Source organism: Rahnella aceris, from assembly GCF_011684115.1.
GTDB lineage: Bacteria > Pseudomonadota > Gammaproteobacteria > Enterobacterales > Enterobacteriaceae > Rahnella > Rahnella aceris.
This window is the reverse complement of the sequence record NZ_JAADJV010000001.1, coordinates 1,555,172-1,573,783: the sequence shown is the minus strand read 5'-3', so window position 1 is coordinate 1,573,783 and position 18,612 is coordinate 1,555,172. Positions and strand designations below refer to the sequence as shown.

General features: G+C 51.7%; 20 protein-coding genes. 11 read left to right on the top strand and 9 right to left on the bottom strand.

Annotated features, from left to right (window positions below):
* Positions 1–308: 308 nt before the first annotated feature.
* Genes GW591_RS07045 through GW591_RS07030 form a run of 4 tightly spaced genes read left to right on the top strand, consistent with a single transcriptional unit; the run spans position 309 to position 3,422 of the window.
* Positions 309–1,121, top strand: a complete 813-nt coding sequence (locus GW591_RS07045) for an ABC transporter substrate-binding protein (protein ID WP_371687420.1) — start codon at positions 309–311, stop codon at positions 1,119–1,121.
* Between the two features lie 24 nt (positions 1,122–1,145).
* Entirely contained in the window at positions 1,146–1,976 is an 831-nt protein-coding gene (locus GW591_RS07040; protein ID WP_134705657.1) for an amino acid ABC transporter ATP-binding protein, read from the top strand.
* Positions 1,973–2,746: an amino acid ABC transporter permease gene (locus tag GW591_RS07035; protein ID WP_013575690.1), complete on the top strand. Its 774-nt coding sequence runs from the start codon at positions 1,973–1,975 to the stop codon at positions 2,744–2,746. Before GW591_RS07040 ends, GW591_RS07035 begins: the two co-directional genes overlap by 4 nt.
* Complete coding sequence (locus GW591_RS07030; RefSeq protein WP_166860399.1) at positions 2,736–3,422, top strand: amino acid ABC transporter permease; 687 nt, start codon at positions 2,736–2,738, stop codon at positions 3,420–3,422. Before GW591_RS07035 ends, GW591_RS07030 begins: the two co-directional genes overlap by 11 nt.
* Positions 3,423–3,512: 90 nt before the next feature.
* Here GW591_RS07030 and GW591_RS07025 read toward each other — a convergent pair whose 3' ends face one another.
* The 7 genes from GW591_RS07025 to GW591_RS06995 all read right to left on the bottom strand — a co-directional run bounded on the left by GW591_RS07025 (position 3,513) and on the right by GW591_RS06995 (position 10,921).
* Positions 3,513–5,762: an MBL fold metallo-hydrolase gene (locus tag GW591_RS07025; RefSeq protein WP_013575688.1), complete on the bottom strand. Its 2,250-nt coding sequence runs from the start codon at positions 5,760–5,762 to the stop codon at positions 3,513–3,515.
* A gap of 174 nt (positions 5,763–5,936) precedes the next feature.
* Positions 5,937–6,737, bottom strand: a complete 801-nt coding sequence (locus GW591_RS07020) for an amino acid ABC transporter substrate-binding protein (RefSeq protein WP_013575687.1) — start codon at positions 6,735–6,737, stop codon at positions 5,937–5,939.
* 15 nt (positions 6,738–6,752) lie between these two features.
* Entirely contained in the window at positions 6,753–7,421 is a 669-nt protein-coding gene (locus GW591_RS07015) for an amino acid ABC transporter permease (protein WP_013575686.1), read from the bottom strand.
* A gap of 24 nt (positions 7,422–7,445) precedes the next feature.
* Positions 7,446–8,177 carry an amino acid ABC transporter ATP-binding protein gene (locus GW591_RS07010; RefSeq protein WP_013575685.1) on the bottom strand — a complete coding sequence of 244 codons (732 nt, stop codon included), beginning with the start codon at positions 8,175–8,177 and terminating at the stop codon, positions 7,446–7,448.
* A complete protein-coding gene (locus GW591_RS07005; protein WP_166860397.1) occupies positions 8,174–9,502 on the bottom strand; it encodes an LLM class flavin-dependent oxidoreductase in 1,329 nt (442 codons plus the stop codon). Before GW591_RS07005 ends, GW591_RS07010 begins: the two co-directional genes overlap by 4 nt.
* 35 nt (positions 9,503–9,537) lie before the next feature.
* Complete coding sequence (locus GW591_RS07000; RefSeq protein ID WP_112198456.1) at positions 9,538–10,098, bottom strand: GNAT family N-acetyltransferase; 561 nt, start codon at positions 10,096–10,098, stop codon at positions 9,538–9,540.
* Positions 10,099–10,387: 289 nt separating this feature from the next.
* Positions 10,388–10,921, bottom strand: a complete 534-nt coding sequence (locus GW591_RS06995; RefSeq protein WP_112198455.1) for a GNAT family N-acetyltransferase — start codon at positions 10,919–10,921, stop codon at positions 10,388–10,390.
* Positions 10,922–11,096: 175 nt separating this feature from the next.
* Between GW591_RS06995 and GW591_RS06990 the strand changes: the two genes are divergently transcribed.
* Positions 11,097–11,303 (top strand): hypothetical protein, encoded by a 207-nt coding sequence (locus GW591_RS06990; protein ID WP_166860395.1) that lies wholly within the window; start codon positions 11,097–11,099, stop codon positions 11,301–11,303.
* A 50-nt stretch (positions 11,304–11,353) separates the two neighbouring features.
* Here the strand turns inward: GW591_RS06990 and GW591_RS06985 are convergent, their stop codons facing one another.
* Both GW591_RS06985 and GW591_RS06980 read right to left on the bottom strand, forming a co-directional pair.
* The gene (locus tag GW591_RS06985) at positions 11,354–11,629 is read right to left on the bottom strand and encodes a helix-turn-helix domain-containing protein (protein WP_223509806.1); all 276 of its coding nucleotides are present in this window, start codon (positions 11,627–11,629) and stop codon (positions 11,354–11,356) included.
* A gap of 532 nt (positions 11,630–12,161) precedes the next feature.
* On the bottom strand, positions 12,162–12,887 hold the full coding sequence (locus tag GW591_RS06980; RefSeq protein ID WP_013575680.1) for a pirin family protein: 726 nt from the start codon (positions 12,885–12,887) through the stop codon (positions 12,162–12,164).
* Positions 12,888–13,043: 156 nt separating this feature from the next.
* On the opposite strand from GW591_RS06980, the gene GW591_RS06975 reads away from it, so the two are divergent.
* The 6 genes from GW591_RS06975 to GW591_RS06950 all read left to right on the top strand — a co-directional run bounded on the left by GW591_RS06975 (position 13,044) and on the right by GW591_RS06950 (position 18,582).
* A complete protein-coding gene (locus GW591_RS06975; RefSeq protein ID WP_037035706.1) occupies positions 13,044–13,940 on the top strand; it encodes a LysR family transcriptional regulator in 897 nt (298 codons plus the stop codon).
* A gap of 147 nt (positions 13,941–14,087) precedes the next feature.
* Complete coding sequence (locus GW591_RS06970; protein ID WP_134705665.1) at positions 14,088–14,855, top strand: phytanoyl-CoA dioxygenase family protein; 768 nt, start codon at positions 14,088–14,090, stop codon at positions 14,853–14,855.
* A gap of 163 nt (positions 14,856–15,018) precedes the next feature.
* Complete coding sequence (locus GW591_RS06965) at positions 15,019–15,867, top strand: AraC family transcriptional regulator (protein ID WP_121019282.1); 849 nt, start codon at positions 15,019–15,021, stop codon at positions 15,865–15,867.
* A gap of 261 nt (positions 15,868–16,128) precedes the next feature.
* Positions 16,129–17,223, top strand: coding sequence for an ABC transporter ATP-binding protein (locus GW591_RS06960; RefSeq protein WP_013575676.1), 1,095 nt, complete (start codon positions 16,129–16,131; stop codon positions 17,221–17,223).
* 4 nt (positions 17,224–17,227) lie between these two features.
* A complete protein-coding gene (locus GW591_RS06955) occupies positions 17,228–17,878 on the top strand; it encodes an ABC transporter permease (RefSeq protein WP_015689989.1) in 651 nt (216 codons plus the stop codon).
* Complete coding sequence (locus GW591_RS06950; RefSeq protein ID WP_013575674.1) at positions 17,875–18,582, top strand: ABC transporter permease; 708 nt, start codon at positions 17,875–17,877, stop codon at positions 18,580–18,582. The genes GW591_RS06955 and GW591_RS06950 overlap by 4 nt, the downstream gene beginning before the upstream one ends.
* Positions 18,583–18,612 lie beyond the last annotated feature (30 nt).

Here is an 18,612-nt window from a genome sequence, read left to right as displayed (position 1 = left end):
GAAATCTTGCCGCTGCGCGGTGCCTTCTCCCGGTCCTGGAGCCTTTGGTCTCCAGGCCGCTCCGTTCAGCAAGCTTTCTGAATCGGCAGCACGCACAACTCCCCCGCACGATCATCGGAAAAGCTTATGCTTAATTGATCCATCTATATCCTTTTTTGTTAGTGGCATCGACCTCATTCCCTATGCAATTCTCTGACTCACAAAAGAAAAAAAATTAAATCTCCTGCTTTGTAAATTTGGGGCGCAAGCCCTCTGCAGACTATTCATAAGGAAAAACGATGACCGTTATTCAGTTTAATCAACGTCAAATGACAACAAGCAAAATTGCTGCCGGGCTGGTTCTGGCACTCAGCACGCTTTCCACCTTTGCCGCCCATGCGGACCAACTGGCGGATATCAAAAAAGCCGGTGTTGTGAAAGTTGCGACTTTCGATTCCAATCCGCCGTTTGGGTCTGTGGATGCGAAAACGCACGATATTGTCGGCTATGACGTCGATTTCGCCAAAGCGCTGGCGAAAACGCTGGGTGTGAAATTGCAACTGGTACCGACCAATCCGGCCAACCGTATTCCGTTGTTGCAGTCCGGCAAGGCGGATCTGATTGTGGCTGATATCACCATCACGCCGGAACGCGCGAAAGTAATCGACTTCTCCGTGCCTTATTTCGTCACCGGCCAGCAGTTCCTGGTGCCCGCCGGATCGCCGGATAAGCTCGATGCGTATGCCACGGCGCGCATTGGTGCGGTGAAAGGCACCACCGGTGAGCAGGAGTTGCATAATCGCTTCCCGCAATCGCGCGTGCTGTCTTATGACGATATTCCGCTGGCGCTTTCCGCTTTACGTAACGGCAACGTGCAGGCGATTACCCAGGACAGCACCATTCTGGCCGGTTTGCTGGATGGCGCGCCGGACAAGGCGAAATACAAAGTGTTGCCTGAATTGCTGAGCAAGGAAGAGATTGGCGTTGGCGTGAAAAAAGGCGAAACCAGCCTGCTGAAAGTGGTCAACGACGAGCTGCTGAATCTGGAGAAAAACGGCCAGGCGGTCAGCATTTATAACGTCTGGTTCGGCCCGCAGACCAAATCTCCTCAGCCGCGTCTGTTCAAAATCGAAGCCAAATAATCTGTTTTATGCAAGGTAAGGCACATGCCGCAAGACACTTACTCAACCGCAGCAACGTCTGCGGTTTTTTCACATTCATCCGCCGGTAAAACCGCTGCCGTCGAATTTCGTCAGGTCAGTAAATCTTTTGGTCCGCATGAGGTGATCCGCAACATCGATTTGCGTGTGGACAGCGGCGAAGTGGTGGCCGTTTGCGGGCCTTCCGGCTCCGGAAAATCCACCCTGATCCGCCTGATTAATCAGCTTGAATCCGCCTCAGGCGGCGAGATCCTGATCGACAATCTGCCGACGCGAAACCTCAAAGGCGCGGCATTACGCCAGTTACGCACGCATATCGGTTTCGTGTTTCAGCAGTTCAATCTGTATGCCCATCTCACCGCCGAAGACAACGTCAGTCTGGCGCTGATCAAAGTGCATGGCTGGAAGAAAAGTGAAGCGCGGGAAAAGGCGCGGGCGCTGCTGACGCGTGTCGGGCTGGGGGATAAAGCGCGGCATTATCCCGAGCAGCTATCCGGCGGTCAGCAACAGCGCGTGGCAATTGCCCGGGCGCTGGTCACCGATCCGAACATTATTTTATTTGATGAACCGACTTCAGCGCTCGATCCGGAAATGATCGGCGAAGTGCTGCTGGTGATGCAGGAGCTGGCGAAAAGTGGCATCACCATGATTGTGGTGACGCACGAAATGAGTTTTGCCCGTGAAATCGCCGACCGGGTGATTTTCATGGATGGCGGCGAAATTCTCGAACAGGCGCAGCCGGAAGATTTCTTCCTGCGTCCGCAACATCCGCGCGCGCAGCGGTTTTTGCAGAAAGTATTGTTTCCGCTGCATCCGCAGGCAGGAGCAGAGCGATGATCTGGCATCCTGACTGGGCGGGCGTGCTGAGCGGCCAGCCTTTGCAATGGATTATCTCCGGCTTTCTCACCACGCTGTATGTCAGCCTGGCGGGCAGTCTGATCGCTACGTTACTGACTGTGCTGCTGATTGCGCTGCGCCTGAGTACCTCGCGTATTGCACGCGGCGCGGTGGCGGCGTTCGTCTCTGTTTTCCGTAACACGCCGCTGCTGGTGCAACTGCTGTTCTGGTATTTCGCGGCGTATGGCGCGCTGCCGCAAAGCTGGCGTTTTTACATTGGCGACAATCATCCGTGGGCGACGTTTCCGGGCAACATTGCCTGGCTGACGCCGGAATTTTTGTGTGCGGCCTGGGGGCTGGCGCTGTTCACGGCGGCGTTTCTGGTGGAAGAAGTGCAGGCGGGTCTGAATTCCGTGCCCAAAGGCCAGACTGAAGCGGCGATTTCGCAGGGGTTTAGCCGCAAGACATTGCTGCTTTCCATTCTTTTGCCGCAGGCGCTGACCAATGCGTGGCAGCCAGTCACCGGCCAGTATCTGAATCTGATGAAGCTTTCCTCGCTGGCGACCGGCATCGGTTTTTCGGAACTGACGTATCAGGTCAGTCAGATTGAAAGCTATAACGCACACGCCTTCGAAGGGTTTGCGGTCGGGACATTGCTGTATCTGGCGCTCGGGCTGATCCTCGGCGGGCTGATGACGGCGTTTGGTCCGAAACGTCCGCAGCGCAGGCCGCAGGCGGCAATGACGGAGGAAACCCGCGATGGAATTTGACTGGTCTGTTTTGCAGGATAATTTCACTTATCTGCTGTGGGGAAGACTGGCTGACGGTGAGCCGGGCGGGGTGTTGCTCACATTAATTATGGCGGCATCGGCGGGCGTTCTGGCGTTACTGGCCGGGGTTTTGATGGCGGCACTGGCGTGGCGTTTCGGCGGCTGGACGCGAAAAATTCTGTTTATCTGGGCGTTGTTTATCCGTGGGATCCCGCTGATTTTCGTGATTTTTTGGCTGTATTTCCTGCTGCCGGTGGTGTTTGGCGGATCGATCCCCGGTCCGCTGACGGTGATTCTGGCACTGGCCTGGTTTACCTCGGCGGCGGTGATGCATTCGACGCTGGCGGGTCTGGAAGCCTTGCCGCGCGGGCAAACCGAAGCGGGGATCGCGTCAGGCATGAGCTACGGCAAAGTGTTGTTGTTCGTGCTGTTACCGCAGGCGTGGCCGAATCTGCTGCCGTCCTATCTCGGACTGCTGATCTCACTGGTGAAAGACACGTCGCTGGCGTTTATCGTCAACGTGCCGGAACTCACCACGGTGGCCGGACAGGTGAACAACCGGGTGCAAATTTACCCGGCAGAAATCTTCCTGCTGGTCGGACTGATGTATTACCTGCTGTGTGTGACGCTGGCGTATCTGGCGGGGAGGGTAGTAAGAAAAAACAAAACAGCGTGAACGATTAAACAGTTGTAAGTGAAGGATAAGGATATGGATAACCGGGAGCCGTAAATAACCTCCGGTTATCCAAAATGAGTACAATAAAAATCAGCTCTGTTTTTTTATATCCTTACCCCATAACTTCAACCAAGGCGCAGTTTCAAAGTCTTTGGGGTAATTACTTTTTTCTTCCTCCTCGTCTGCAAATAAGTCGCGGAAATTTTTAACAAATCGTTCTAATGAGCTTAAATCTGGTGTGTAACCTCTATGTGAGTAGTTTAGTATTGGAAGCACACTTCCTTTGCTTTGTTCCATTTGCGCCATAAATGCATGAGCGCTTATATAGCCCGTAAGTTTTTCATCTAATCTGTACCAGCTATTTTTTTCATAGAAGTCAGGGCTAACTGCTTTATTATTGTAAAGATATAACGTGGCATAAGAATTTTTAGCGTTAGTTGAGATCGGAAAATGGGGATCCATGTTGTTCACGATACTGGCTGAATAATGCTTTGCAATATCACGTAATAACCTGGGTTTGACATGCCGGATGAATATTTCATAGGGAATGTAGGCCCACGCTGACCAGAATTCCATTAAAACAGAAAATTCTGCACTTTCCAGAATTTCAATATTGTCTATGACATGCAGGCTGCGTGAATCTGGCATTGAAATTTTTAATAAAAAACCAGAATATTCTTTAACCTTATTGAGCAAGTTTTTATATTCTGTATCAGATATTGCTGCAACTAAATCACAGGTGCTTCCATATTTCAAATCTTCGGAGCCCCATATTATACCGTGCACAGCAGCATACTTCAGTACGTATGAAGGGTCGAATGCAAACGCTGTACGTTGTTCTGCTTCGGCCTGATTGTGTATTGCTGACCACTTTACGGCTTCAACATCGTGGTCCAGTCGTTCGCTTTCCGGCCAATCTTTGAGATGATTTTTGCGGTCATTCATTAAGAGTTTTTCTAACCATTCCGCATTTTTTCGCACTTCAGTTTGAGTCCAGCGAACAAAAGATTCATCTGGTTCAATGATCTTTTGCTGCAATACAACGATCGGTGCGGCTCCTCTATGGCAGTTTCCTTGTAAGCAGGCCGCGGTATTAACATCTTCCTGCAATGCTGTCATGCGCACACGCAGCGCCTTTGTTTGATCTTGACTGTTACACGCAAAATGTTCAAAGCATGATTTTTTTAGCGGATTGCTTATATCATTGAAAATAAACTCTTTGGTTCTTGTATTAGGACAAGCCAGTGTTGTTCCCACTGCTCTTAATGCTTCACGAAAGTCTTGACGCGGTAAATTATGCGTGCCTTTTGCACTTACTACGGCAATTCTTGGACGCATCCAGATATAAAACTGATCTAAATCATCCCTGTCTTTAGGTTTATTATCCGAAAGATAAACTCTTCCTCCGTGGTGCGGTGCTTTAAGCACATCAACTCCAAGACCAGCAGGATATTCTGAGCAAATCCAGGACCAGTTTTCCTGATCCCCGGTTAAAACGATGCGTCTGCGTTGACTACCGTCCAGTAATGCATCAATAACAATAACCAGCGAGGTATCGTTTAAAACGGAATTACCAAAAAAATTAGGTTCAGAAGTATTATCACGATATTTCTTTATTCTTTGACCTATGTTGTTTTGATTACGCAGATTGTTATCCTGATTACTCACCGGAGAAAAATTATCTCGTGAGAGCGCATTCATGGTGTCGAATACATTTGCCGCCTCGGAAAATTGCTCCTCCTCTTGCCATGATTCACCCCGTATAAGCCATTCATGGGGCAGTGATTCATGAGCCAGTAATGTTTCAAGTTCTGAATAGGGGGCGCTATAAAGACGTTTTATCATTTTCCGTGCAGGTGAAATAACGGAAACCGTCACATTGCCATTGGTTTGAAAACGATGTTTATAGCCTTCAAGAGGATAGATAACAGGGATCTTTCTTGTATTAGCTTCATTCTCAAGGCCTTTTGCTTTGGAAACAGCGTCTTGCACTCTTGGTGCAAATAACCAGCTAAGCCTTTCAAAAGCCGGTAAACAGGGCAGCCAGAGTTCGCCGATAGTAATGTCTGTTTTTTTTAGCAGTGAGTGAAATCCCCCCTGATGGTCGTGATCAATGTGGCTTAGAACAACCACATCAAGATCCTCACTTCCGTCTTCTTTTTTATGGTCATTCAGGTGATCGGTTAAAGCTTGAGGCAAAGAGACACCACCGTCATATAACAGGCGAAAGGCGACTTTACCATGATGGTGAAGCTCTACCAGATGACAATCACCATGGCCAACCCCAAAGGTTATAATCTCGAAACTGTCTGCTGGCAATGTGGGTATAATCGAGCTCATCACAATTCCCTATAATTTCAATTATTTACTTGTTTTCATGTATCACAGATATTGTTTACATCAAATGCATAAGTGGTGATTATTAATCGATAATACGCACATTCCGGACTGGAATCCAAAACCCCGCCTGTTTCGGGCGGGGTTTTGGAGCGGAAAGCCACGGTAAAAATGCGTTTATTGTCTTTTGCTGACCGAGGTTAATTCCGTATCCACACTCAGATCCCGGTCAAACCATTTTTCGGAAATCTTCTTCAATGTGCCGTCTGCCCGTAATTCACCGAGTGCGACATCCACTTTTTGTTTCAGCGCTTCTCCGCGCGCATCTTTTCTGAATGGCAGGGCGACCTGTTTCAGGCCAAAGGGTTCTCCGACGACTTTCAGCGGCAGATTTTTACGCTTGATTTGCCCGAGCAGGATCACCTGGCCGGAAACATACGCATCGACTTTTCCCTGCGCCACGCTGTTAACCACCACATCCATACCCTCAAAGGTCACCAACCTGATTTCGTTTTTCGGGTCAAATTCTTTCAGGACTTTGCCATAGTTCGAACCGAGATCGGCGGCGACCGTTTTCCCTTTCATGTCCTGTAAACCGTGAATAGTGGTGTTGTTTTTACTGACTGCCAGTTGCGCCGCAGAGTAATAGTAGGGCGCTGAATAATCATATTTCTTGCGCCGCTCCGGCGTGTCAGCAAAATTGCCCACGGTATCCACTTTGCCGGTTTCCAGAGAGCCAAGAACGCCCACCCAGTCGGAGGTTACCCATTCAACTTTGTAGTGGATCTTGCCGGCGACGGCGTTGAGAATATCCGTGCTGAATCCTTTGATGGTGTCGCCCTCTTTAAAATAGTGCGGATAACCGTCCGGTGTCGCGCCCACCCGCAGAACGGGTTGATCATCCGCTTTGACGGCGGGTTTATCGCAGGCAGTCAGTAAAAGGGGAAGGGATAAAATAGACAGTGTTAACAATCGCATATGAAAATTTCCTGTTTAACCGGCATAGGGTTTGCCGAGATGTTTTTCGAGGCGACGTTGTAACTCACTGAAAATGATGGTCAGCGCCCAGTAGACCAGCGCCACAGCGAAATACGCTTCGAAGAATTTCAGCGACTCTGTGGCCACCATTTTTCCTGCAGCCAGCAGTTCGCTCACGCCTAAGGTGAACGCCAGTGAGGAGTTCTTGATCAGGCCGATATAGACGTTGCCGGTAGCCGGAATCGCATTGCGGCAGGCTTGCGGAAACAGGATACGGCTGGAGGCTTTAAACATGCTCAGCCCGGAGGCCAGAGAGGCTTCCAGTTGCCCTTTATCGACGGAGTCGATAGCGGCACGGAAGATTTCCGCCAGATAGGCAGACGTGTTTAAGCTTAAACCGAGGATCACCGCATTCATGGCACTCAGTGAATTCATCGAAGGGATAATTTGCGGCAGACCAAAATAAATAATCAATAACTGTACCAGTACCGGCGTACCACGAAAGAATGAAATATAAAGATGCGCGAAAGCCGCGGGTATTTTACCGGCCCTGAGTAATAAGGCGAAAATAATGCCCAGAACGGTTGCCAGTAGAATGGAAAGAAATGAAATCAGCAAAGTCACGGGAAGATAGACGAGGATCTGCGGAATAACGCCGAGCATATAAGGGAAATCAAAATTCATTGTGAAAAATTCCGTTTACGGCCATCAGGTAAAATCATGTAAAAAAGAACGGGTGCGGTTTCCGGAAACGGTCTGGAATATTTTTGCCGGTTCGCCTTGTTCGATAATATGACCGTGCTCCATGAAAAATATCCGGTCAGAAACATTGCGGGCGAACCCCATTTCATGCGTGACGATCATCATGGTTAAGTCGCGACCGGCCAGCCCTTCAATCAGGTTCAGCACTTCACGGCGCATTTCGGGATCCAGAGAAGACGTGGGCTCATCAAATAAAATCACCTGCGGATCAACGGCCATTGCGCGGGCGATACCGACGCGCTGCTGCTGTCCACCGGAAAGAGTGCCGGGATAGGCTGCCGATTTGTGCGCCAGCCCCACCTGCGCCAGCAATTCCTGACCCCGTTCCCGCGCCTGCGCTTTATTCAGTTTTTGGGTAAAACGTAAGATCTCAGTGATATTTTCCAGTGCGGTTTTATTTTTAAACAAATTGTAGTGCTGAAAAACCATGGATGTCTGGCGGCGAAAATCGCCCGTTTGTTTGCGGGTAAGGGTTGCAGCATTAATGTGTTTATCACCAATCTGCATCAGGCCGGAATCCGGCCTGACCAGCAAATTCAGCGAACGTAACAGGGTGGATTTCCCGGAACCCGAAGGGCCAATAATCGATACCACTTCCCCTTTTTTTACAGTGAAATTAATATCCGACAGAGCAGGGAACTGGTTAAATGATTTATTCAATCCGCTGACCGTTATCATGCGTACTCCCGCACAGAAACAAACTGATTCTCCGGCTCACTTAACCCCAGATTCCCCCGCAGGGTCTGTGCCTCATAGTCCGTCCGGTACAATCCCCGCGCCTGCAAAATTGGGATCACACGGTCGGTGAAATCATCAAACGCCGTCGGGGTGCCGCCCCGGACGATAAAACCGTCGGCCGCACCTGAGGTAAACCAGTGTTCCAGACCGTCGGCGACATCTTCGGCGGTACCGGAGAAGGTCGGTCGTGGTGTCGCGGCTTCCAGTGCGGCCTGACGCAGGGTTAATCCGCGTTCGCGGGCGTTGCGTTTGATCTCATCTGTGGTGCTGCGGAAGCTGTTTTGCCCCAAATCGCCGATGTCCGGGAATGGTGCATCCGGGTCGTATTGCGCAAAATTGTGATGCTCAAAGTAGCGGCCAAGATAATCCAGCGCGCTTTCCAGCGTCACCAGTTGGGCGGTTTCCTGATATCGACGTTCAGCATCGGCAGGCGACTCACCGATAATCACGCTGATGCCCTGAAAGACGCGGATGTCTTCGGCGGCACGGCCGTTTTCCACCAGCTGACGCTGTACATCGAGACGAAATGCGCGGGCCAGTTCGGGGGTTTCCTGACGGGTGTAAATGGCGTCAGCGGCTTCGGCAGCAAAGGCTTTGCCCTGTTCCGACGCCCCGGCCTGAAAGACGATCGGACGGCCCTGCGGGGAGCGTCCGACGTTCAGCGGCCCCTGCACCGAGTAGTATTTGCCGTGATGATTGAGTGTGTGCAGTTTCTCCGGCACAAAGAACTGACCGGTGGCTTTGTTGCGCACAAATGCATCTTCTTCCCAGGAATCCCACAGCCCTTTCACCACGCTGACGTATTCACTGGCGATGCGGTAACGCTCGTCATGTTCCGGGTGCTTATCGCGGGAGAAGTTTTTCGCCGAGCCTTCCAGCGGCGAGGTCACCACGTTCCAGCCCGCCCGGCCACCGCTCAGATGATCGAGGCTGGCGAACTGACGCGCGACGGTAAACGGCTCGCTGTAGGAGGTGGATAAGGTGGCGACCAGTCCGATTTTGCGGGTGACCAGCGACAGGGCAGAAAGCAGGGTAATCGGTTCAAAACGGTTGAGGAAATGCGGAATAGATTTCTCAGTAATATAAAGTCCGTCGGCGACAAATAAGAAATCAAATTTAGCCTGTTCAGCTCGTTGCGCTAATTGCTGGCAGAACTGAATATTAATACTGGCATCAGCAACCGCATCCGGATGACGCCATGCAGACATATTTCCGGATGCGCCCTGAATAATGGCACCCAGGCGTATTTGTTTTTTCTGACTCATTGTTTCATCCTTAAGAATATATTATTCAGCCGCCGTTAAACCAGCGTGCGTAATTCAGCGATGGAGCGCACCAGTGGCGCCTGCTCCTGTGCTTCGAATGCCTGCTGGTTGAGAATTTTGCGCAGATAGACCAGTTCGACACCCAGCGGGTTGGTCGCGGTATGAAATGGCTCATAACCCCGTCGCTGATATAACCCGGTCAGCCACGGATGTTTCACCGCCGTTGCCAGATACACCGCCGGTGATTTCAGCGTGTCACGCAAAAACGTCTCTTCCACGTAGCGGATAATTTCATTGCCAAATCCCTGGCCTTTGGCATGTTCTGCCACCGCAAACCAGTGCACAAACGGCCACGGTGCAAGATGATTTTTTGCCGGTGTCCACAAAAAACGGGTGGTCAGCGTCGCCGTCAGTACGCCGTCGTTTTCCAGCACATAGGTGGTTTCATTGCGGATAACATCCCGCACGTCTTCAACGCTGGCGCGGGTGATGGTGAAATGAATGTTATGTTCCAGCAGCGGCGCGTAAGCCTTTTGCAAAAGGCTGTGCAGCGCCGCTGCTTCAGACTCCTGAGCAAGGCGGATCACGTGGCTCATATCCAGTTCCTGTTGTTCGCAACACATCGTTAACAACGATTATTAAAGTCAGGAACAAACGATGTAAAACAACAATAGTTGCTATGCAGTTGCGGGAGATGGAATAGGGGATGGGGTGGCCGCCCATACGGGCGTTAACTTCAAAGTCAAAACCGTGGGCGTCGGCCCACACCGACTTGGGGGGCGGCCTGCCGCCGCCCCCCAAGATCCCCCGGGCTCTTTCACTAATACCGCCGGACGAGGTTATAAACCGCGCTGACAATCCGTTTCGTCAGCATGGCGGTGAGGCTCATAACAAATTTTCCTGACGTTCCAGCCAGCGGGTGTGGCTTTTTTCATCGAGAACTTTTTTCATGTACAGCGTGGTGTGTCCTTTGCCGATGTCTCTTTCGAAGACCGGCTGAAAACCCAGTTTCAGGTACATGTCACGCAGCCACGGATGGCTGGTGGCGGTGCCAAGCGAGTAAGCCGGGGCTTTCAGTTCGCGGATCAGAATGTTGTCTTCCAGCCAGTCCAGCAGCTTTTTGCCGAGACGCTGACCGGCGTAATCCGGATGCGTGCCTAACCAGCCAATATGCGGCAGGCCTATGAGTCCCGGCATTGCACCCCACGGGAAGCGCAGGGTGACCGAAGCCACCATCCGCTGGTCATCAAAGAGCGCAAACACTGCATGATCGTTGAGATGTTGTGTCACGCTTGCCAGATCGGCGGTGGCAGCATCAAACTGAATCCCGAGTGCTTTGATTGGCGCATAAGCGTCCAGCATCAGCGCCAGATAATCGTGTTTATCATCCAGCGTCAGCCGCCTGAAATGTTGTGTCATAACCCGGATCCCTCAGAAGAAGTCAGATGACCGGACTGCACGGCAAAGCGGATGACCTCATCAACTTTTTGCGCGGCGCGGCCGGTGTAATGAGCCGGATCTCACCAGTGGTCAAGATCCCGTTCAGTAATATTGGCCGCCAGCACCGGATGTGCAAGCAGAACAGTTTTAGAAGATGGCTATTTTTCAAACGCCTGCATGGCACAGTCATAAACCAGATGATGTGCAGTTTGTTTACCGGGTTATTGACCGTCAGACCGCAGGATTGCGTTTGTGTGGCATGGTGGTTGATCCGACAGGGGGGGGGCTGGTGGAAAGCCATAACAGCCTGCCCGAGCCTGACGTTAGCCACGGCTGCGATGTGCCGAATTCAGGGAGTTAGCAGGGAGAGGAAGAAAAAGGGCGTCTTTACAACGCCCGGAGATGTTTATGCTATTCGTCTGACGGGGGTTTCTTACCGGGCGTGCGCAACGGACGTTCAACAAATTGCATTGTGCGCTTATCGAAATACCGGCTTGGCCAGATAATCGAAGGCGGCACGCCGATAGCCTGGCTTATCAGCAATTCCCCCTTTGGCCAGGGGCGGGTAAGCGCATTGGCTAATGTGGTTGAACATAAACCCGCAGCGCGTGAAACCGCAGACAAGGTGGTGCCTTTTTTGCGCAGTGCAGCAATGATGTCAGCGGGGTGCCAGTCCTGATTAATCAGGATTTCTCCCTCATGCTGCTGGATGTACGACGTAGGAAACGGCAGGAAAGTCGGACTATGGGGCAGTTTCATAGGTATTCTCCGATGTGATAGTTAACCACCACCGGAGCTGCGAAACTCGTTTGGTGGTGGCTCAGACAAGGTTCGCAGTACCGGTCACATCGGAAGCCGGCCAGCCCGGAGGCTGCCTTGCCTGAGTCACCATAGGATGTACAAATTACAAGCATCTGTATCTGACAGGTGTACGGAGGCAAATACATAATTATTACATATGTATTTCCGATGTGGTATTCAGGCTGCGAAACCTAGCCGCGTATTTTTGACGCGACGAGGCGAATATAACGTAAGGAAGGGTTATAAACCAACTGGATAACGACATAGATGGGAGATGCTTTCCAGAGAAAACCCTCTGTAAAAGAGGATTACAGCAGGTTTTTTTGTCCGTGAGGACGAAGATAATAAAAGGGCAGGCGCATTGCCGAAAAACCGGTAATACGCCTGCTTAAACACTTTCAATTAGCGTGCCGGACAATCAGCGGGTCGGATGATTGACTTCCACCGGACGCAAATCAAACAGCAAGACTTCTGCCTGGTCGCCGTCCGTGAAGGTGAGTTTATCTTCCTGACGGATACGTGCACCGTCACCGGTTCTGAATTCAATGCCGTTCACTTTGATGCTGCCGCGTGCCACGTGGACATAGGCATAACGGTCAGGGTCAAGGTCGAACGTGGCCTGTTCCGCACCGTCGAAGAAGCCCGCGTAAATCTTCATGTCCTGACGCACGCTCAGTGAGCCGTTGTCACCTGTTGGCGAGATAATCAGGCGGAACTGGCCGCGTTTTTCCGCTTCAGGCACAGAGACCTGCTGGTAACCCGGTTTGGTCCCATTTTCAGATGGCACGATCCAGATTTGCAGGAAATGCACCTTTTCGTCACCGGAGTGGTTGAACTCACTGTGCGTCACACCGGAACCGGCGCTCATGAGCTGCACGTCACCGGGGACAATCACAGAACCGGTACCCATTGAATCTTTATGCTCCAGCGCGCCTTCCAGCACATAAGAGATGATTTCCATGTTGCTGTGCGGATGCGCCCCAAAGCCGCGACCCGGTGCAACCTGATCATCGTTGATGACCAGCAGGTCTGAGAAGCCGACCTGTTTTGGATCCCAGTAACTGGCGAAGGAGAAGGTGTGACGTGAATGCAACCAGCCGTGGTCACCCAATCCGCGTTGTTCAGAGAGACGTTGTTCAATCATGATGTGCTCCTCAGTTTGTCAGGGGGGAAGCGCGTTTGCCCTTCCGATGAACAGAGAATACACGTAAACTAATTTGCTCAACAATGCGGTTGTTTGACTATCACTGTCACGTTTTAGTTGACAATAAATGGCGTGAGAATAAAGGGTGCGGATAAGATGCAGACAGAAGATCTTCGTATTTTTATTGCTGTGGTAAAAGCGGGGAGTTTTACCACGGCGGCTGAACAACTGATGCTTTCTAAACAATACGTCAGTCGCCGCATGGCGTCGCTGGAGGCTGGCTTACATGCGCGGCTGCTCAACCGCAATACCCGCAAACTGTCGGTGACCGAGTCCGGCCAGTTGTTCGCGCAACATGCACAGCGCATCCTCGATGATATCGAAGAGGCCGAACGGGCGGTTTCGCCCAGGCGGCAGGCGCTTCAGGGAACGTACCGCATCAGCATTCCGATGTCGTTTGGTATCAGCCACCTTTCGCCGCTGATTGCCGAGTTTTTAGGTCAGCATCCGGCGATTCAGTTTCAGGTAGAACTGGTCGATCGCTATGTGGATCTGGTGGGTGAAGGTTTCGATATCGCGCTGCGCATTGGTAATCTGGCGGATTCCTCGCTGGTGGCGCGGCGGCTTGGCGAACTGAAGCGGGTGATCTGCTGCAGCCCGGAATATCTTCAGCGTAAGGGGACGCCGGAAACGCCGGAGGATTTGCTCAACCATCATTGCCTGCGTTACGGGCGCGAAGGGCAGACCGGCTGGGAGCTGGAGCTGGAGGGCAAACGTCGTCTGTTTGATGTGCGCGGGCCAATTGTCAGCAATAACGGCGAAGTGCTGCGCGATGCGGCCGTCGCCGGACTCGGGCTGGTATTACTGCCGGAATTTATCGTCGGACCGGCGCTGCAATATGGCGCACTGGTTCGCGTTCTGGATGCATTTCATCCCGGCTCACTCAGCCTGCATGCCATTTATCCGCAGCACCGTCAGCGCAGCGAAGTCACCCGGGTATTTCTCGATTTTTTACAGGAAAGGCTAAAGGCACAACTGCTGGTATCGGCCTGAGATAAGCACCGCAGAGGTGAGCAGACCTGTGTCACACTTTTTGGGCGATCACACATAAATCCAGTGTTTTGTAGGATTTGCATCGTTTTTTCCTATAAAAACTGCCGTACTTTTATGTTACGCAAACGTTAACTGAAGGGGCGGAAAATGAATCATTCATCTGAGCAATATCTTGCAGCGCTGGGCGCAACACAACCATTAACTCCGGCGCAGGCTGACGAGCTGGAGACGCGCGGATACCTTGTTATTCATAATGTTATCGACAAAGACTGGCTGGAAGAGATGCGCGCGGCGTTTGACATGCTGGTGGACAAAGAGGGCGATAATCTCGCCGTCGAACACCATCAGGAAGCCACCGCGACCCGTATCGCCAACATGATCAACAAAGGTACCGTGTGGGAAAAAGTGTGGTCGCATCCGTTGATCCTGTCCGTCTGTCATCATATTTTTGGTGGCGCGTTTAAGGTTTCGAGCCTCAACGGACGCGAAGCGCTGCACCGGGGCGGCCATCAGCCGCTGCATGCTGACTGGAAAAAGCCGCGTCCGGATTTTCCGAAAGTCCATCTGGTCAATGCCATCGTGGCGATTGATGATTTGAGTGCCGCCAACGGCGCACCGCGCATTATTCCCGGCACCCATCACCGCCCGGAATTGCCGGAGGATGTGCTGGCGGATGTTGAATTACCGCATCCTGATGAAGTGGTGTTCGAAGCACCGGCGGGCAGCGTGATGATTTACAACGCTCACGCCTGGCACGGCGGCACCAATAACCGCATCGGCACCCGTCGCCGCGTGCTGCACAGTTTGTATATCGACCGCGCGGATGCACAGCAGCAGGATCAGCGTAAATGGCTGAAGCCGGAAACGGCAAGCCGCCTGACGCCTGCGCAGAAATGGTTGCTCGACGTGCTCTGAATTTCTGTTTTCCCCAGGCCTGGCCTGCCGGTCAGGCTTTTTCATGGCATTTTTACCGGCCTTTATGACGGACATCAGAGGGCGGTCACAGTGTGGCTGGCCGCATCACCGCGTATGTGTTACGTGTATGTTATGATGAAGAGAAAACCTCTGAGAGACTGCCATGCTGCAAGACGTGATAGAAACACTGTTCCGATCGGTGTCCGGCAGTGATGTGTTTGCTGTCAGGTTTCCTGATAATTCCCAGCCGCCGCCTGAACTGGCCTCCGTGGTCAGTTTTCCCCGTATTGAATTTGTCGTTGAAGGCGAAGTCCGCGATCGCAGCATTGCCGCAGGCAAAGGGCTGCTCAGGCAGGGCGATGCGCTGTATATTCCGGGGGGAAAATGGAATCTGATGGTGTGGGACAAGCCCGCGATTGTGCTGAGTGTTCTGTTCAGCAAAGAAAAACTGGGGTTCAGTTTACAGTTTTGGGATGGCGTGACATTTACCGGCACGGATAAACAAAGTGTTTCCCGCCTTGGCCCGCGTGTAGGCTCGTTTCTGTTGCAGGCGATGAATGAAATTGTCTCCAGTCCTGACGACCAGCAAACCGCGCGCTGCGTGGTGGCGGGGCTGTTAAGTCATTGTCAGGAACAGCTCGCTAACAGGGCGAAGATCCTTACCCGCAGCGGGGCGTTGTTTGAGGTAATCAAAAAGTATATTGAAGAGAATGCCTCACTGCCGCTGACGCGCGAAAACGTGGCAAAGCGTTTCCATATCACGCCGAATTATCTGTCTCATTTGTTTCGTAAATCCGGAGATATCGGCTTCAGCGAGTATCTGAATCACGTCCGCCTGGAAAAGGCAAAACTGTTGCTTAAAGGTTATGAACTGAAAATCAAAGAAGTGGCGACCAGCAGCGGCTTCGTTGACAGCAACTATTTCTGCCGGGTTTTCCGCAAAAGCACCGCCCGTTCGCCTTCTGAATATCGCAGTCAGTGGCTGAGTCAGTTGTCTGAGCGAAAGTCGTAAACAGCCTGTAGCCAGAAAGTAAAACATTCCGCACCGCAATGGGGCGGGGTGTTTGTTTCTGGTGCAAAAAAACCGCATCTTCCGTTCACTTTTTACCCCCCGGCACATCCCATCCGCCGTAATCCGTGGCTTTTCACCCGCACAGAGAAGTTGGCATCCTGCTTGCTAGGTTGTACATACAAGTTAGTACATGTCAGGTCTGCAAAATAATCACACGCAGGCGCCTCATGAAAAACACTCCGTAATGTGGCTGGAAACGTAATGATTTCATTTGAGAGCATAAGCAAATTTTACGCAGATGGGACGGTGGCTGTAGACAGGCTGTCGTTCAGTGCGCCGACGGGACAAATTACTATGCTGGTCGGGCCTTCGGGCTGCGGAAAAACCACTTCACTGCGCATGATCAACCGGTTAACCGAGCCGTCTTCAGGCAACATTTTGCTGAACGGACAGCCGACCGCCGGGATGGATCTGGTTAAACTGCGCCGCAAAATAGGCTATGTGATCCAGAACGCTGGGCTGTTTCCGCACAAAACCGTGCAGGATAACATTGCAGTCACGGCGCTGCTCAACGGTGCGACACGCACGGCAGCGCGTAAAAAAGCCCTCGAATTACTTGAAATGGTCGGGCTTTCGCTGACGATGGCGGAGCGCTATCCGTGGCAGTTGTCCGGTGGTCAGCAACAAAGGGTCGGCGTGGCGCGTGCGCTGGCATCGGACCCGGAATTTATGCTGATGGACGAACCTTTCAGCGCCGTTGATCCGGTGGTGCGCGAACAGTTACAGGATGAGTTTTTAAGATTACAACGTGAAATCGGCAAGACCATTATTATGGTCACGCACGATATTGATGAGGCGATGAAATTAGGCGATCAGGTTGCGGTTTTCCGCCCCGGTGGTCGTCTGGCGCAAATCGCCTCACCGGTGAAATTACTTAATGAACCCGGGGATGCGTTTGTCGCTGACTTTATTGGCCGTGACCGCGGATACCGCAAACTTTCGTTCGATATGATCCCTGATAATATCAGCCTGACGAAAGAACCTGTGATCGCGCCAGGTATTTCCGTCAGCGAAGCCCGATCCCTTGCCGGAGAAAGTGCCTGGTTACTGGTGGTTGAAAATGAATGTCCGCTCGGCTGGTATGATGTGACACAAAATAAAACCACCGTGGATCCGGAAGATATTAATCTCGGCAGCACCTTTGCGCCGAAAAATGGCACGCTGCGTCAGTTAATGGATTCGGTATTAAGTTCTCCCTGTCAGCGCGGTATCGTGGTTGATGAACAGCAGCGCTTTATGGGTACGGCAAATATCGAACAGGTGTTTTCACTTTCTCATTCCCGTGCTGTGAGGTAATACCATGCGTTTTGACTGGTTATTTCAGCAGCGGGAAAATATATTAACGCTGCTCGGCTGGCATGTTTACCTGTCTGTTATTCCGGTATTAATCGGGCTGGCACTGGCTATTCCGGTCGGGGGTATTTTGCACCGCTGTGGAAAATTTAAAGACGGCATTCTCAATATATTAGGACTGCTCTATACCATTCCTTCCCTGGCGTTATTTGTTTTATTACCCGGTCTGCTGGGCACGAAAATTCTGGATACCGTGAATGTCGTGGTGGCTCTGACACTTTATGCGTTTGCGCTGCTGATCCGTACCGTGTGCGACGGGCTGGATTCTGTTCCACATGAAACCCATCAGGCCGCTGTCGCCATGGGCTACCGGCCCTTGCAGCGTTTCCTGAGCGTGGAATTACCGCTGGCTGTGCCGGTAATCGCCGCAGGTATGCGGGTAGTGGTGGTATCGAACGTCAGTATTGTGTCGATTTCAGCACTGGTCGGCATGCCGCAGTTGGGGGCGTTATTTACCCAGGGTTTCCAGCTACATTTTCTGACGCCGATTATTGCCGGTATTTTCCTGTGCATTGTGCTGGCGCTGCTGCTGGATAATCTGGTGCTGCGCACCGGCAATAAAATGACCACCTGGCAACCGAAAAGGAATGCGAAATGATTAACTGGTTGCTGGACTCCGGTCACTGGCTCAACGATGACGGCTTGCTGGTGCTGATATTTCAGCATCTGATTTACAGCTTTGAAGCGTTGTTTATTGCGGTGATTATTGCTTTCCCGATTGGATGTTATGTCGGTCATACCGGCAAAGGCGCGATGTTATTAATCGGCAGCGCCAATGCCATGCGCGCATTGCCTTCATTCGGGTTGATCATTTTACTGGTAATTCTGTTCGGGCCGGTATTTGAATCAGACCTGGCTTTTATTGTGCCTTGTCTGATTGTGCTGATCATTCTGGCATTACCGCCCATCATGATGGGGGTATATTCCGGCATCAGGGCGATTAATCCGGCGATTATTGACGCCGCAACCGGCATGGGATATTCACCGCTGAAATTACTGCTGACGGTGGAAATACCCTGTGCAATGGCGCTGATATTATCCGGCATCCGCAGCTCTGCGCTGCAAATTGTGTCTACGGCTACGATTGCTGCGTATGTTTCGCTTGGGGGGTTAGGACGGCTGATTATTGATGGCCGTGCGCAGAACGATTATCCGCAAATGGTTGCGGGTGCTTTTATGGTGGGAATATTAGCGTTACTGGTTGATGTGTTTTTCTCTTTTTTAATTCGTTTCATTGTTTCACCAGGATTACGGCAGCGTGAACGCCGCCGTAAAAAAACAATTCCTTTATCGAATAACTGAATTATCTACTTACTCATTCCGGAGCCTGAC

Coding starts and splice junctions, on each gene's coding strand:
- GW591_RS07045 (WP_371687420.1), top strand. CDS start 309: ATGACAACAAGCAAAATTGCTGCCGGGCTGGTTCTGGCACTCAGCACG.
- GW591_RS06965 (WP_121019282.1), top strand. CDS start 15,019: ATGCTGCAAGACGTGATAGAAACACTGTTCCGATCGGTGTCCGGCAGT.
- GW591_RS07020 (WP_013575687.1), bottom strand. CDS start 6,737: ATGCGATTGTTAACACTGTCTATTTTATCCCTTCCCCTTTTACTGACT.
- GW591_RS06970 (WP_134705665.1), top strand. CDS start 14,088: ATGAATCATTCATCTGAGCAATATCTTGCAGCGCTGGGCGCAACACAA.
- GW591_RS06990 (WP_166860395.1), top strand. CDS start 11,097: ATGGCTATTTTTCAAACGCCTGCATGGCACAGTCATAAACCAGATGAT.
- GW591_RS07000 (WP_112198456.1), bottom strand. CDS start 10,098: ATGAGCCACGTGATCCGCCTTGCTCAGGAGTCTGAAGCAGCGGCGCTG.
- GW591_RS07010 (WP_013575685.1), bottom strand. CDS start 8,177: ATGATAACGGTCAGCGGATTGAATAAATCATTTAACCAGTTCCCTGCT.
- GW591_RS06960 (WP_013575676.1), top strand. CDS start 16,129: ATGATTTCATTTGAGAGCATAAGCAAATTTTACGCAGATGGGACGGTG.
- GW591_RS06980 (WP_013575680.1), bottom strand. CDS start 12,887: ATGATTGAACAACGTCTCTCTGAACAACGCGGATTGGGTGACCACGGC.
- GW591_RS07040 (WP_134705657.1), top strand. CDS start 1,146: ATGCCGCAAGACACTTACTCAACCGCAGCAACGTCTGCGGTTTTTTCA.
- GW591_RS06955 (WP_015689989.1), top strand. CDS start 17,228: ATGCGTTTTGACTGGTTATTTCAGCAGCGGGAAAATATATTAACGCTG.
- GW591_RS07025 (WP_013575688.1), bottom strand. CDS start 5,762: ATGAGCTCGATTATACCCACATTGCCAGCAGACAGTTTCGAGATTATA.
- GW591_RS06995 (WP_112198455.1), bottom strand. CDS start 10,921: ATGACACAACATTTCAGGCGGCTGACGCTGGATGATAAACACGATTAT.
- GW591_RS07015 (WP_013575686.1), bottom strand. CDS start 7,421: ATGAATTTTGATTTCCCTTATATGCTCGGCGTTATTCCGCAGATCCTC.
- GW591_RS06975 (WP_037035706.1), top strand. CDS start 13,044: ATGCAGACAGAAGATCTTCGTATTTTTATTGCTGTGGTAAAAGCGGGG.
- GW591_RS07035 (WP_013575690.1), top strand. CDS start 1,973: ATGATCTGGCATCCTGACTGGGCGGGCGTGCTGAGCGGCCAGCCTTTG.
- GW591_RS07005 (WP_166860397.1), bottom strand. CDS start 9,502: ATGAGTCAGAAAAAACAAATACGCCTGGGTGCCATTATTCAGGGCGCA.
- GW591_RS06950 (WP_013575674.1), top strand. CDS start 17,875: ATGATTAACTGGTTGCTGGACTCCGGTCACTGGCTCAACGATGACGGC.
- GW591_RS07030 (WP_166860399.1), top strand. CDS start 2,736: ATGGAATTTGACTGGTCTGTTTTGCAGGATAATTTCACTTATCTGCTG.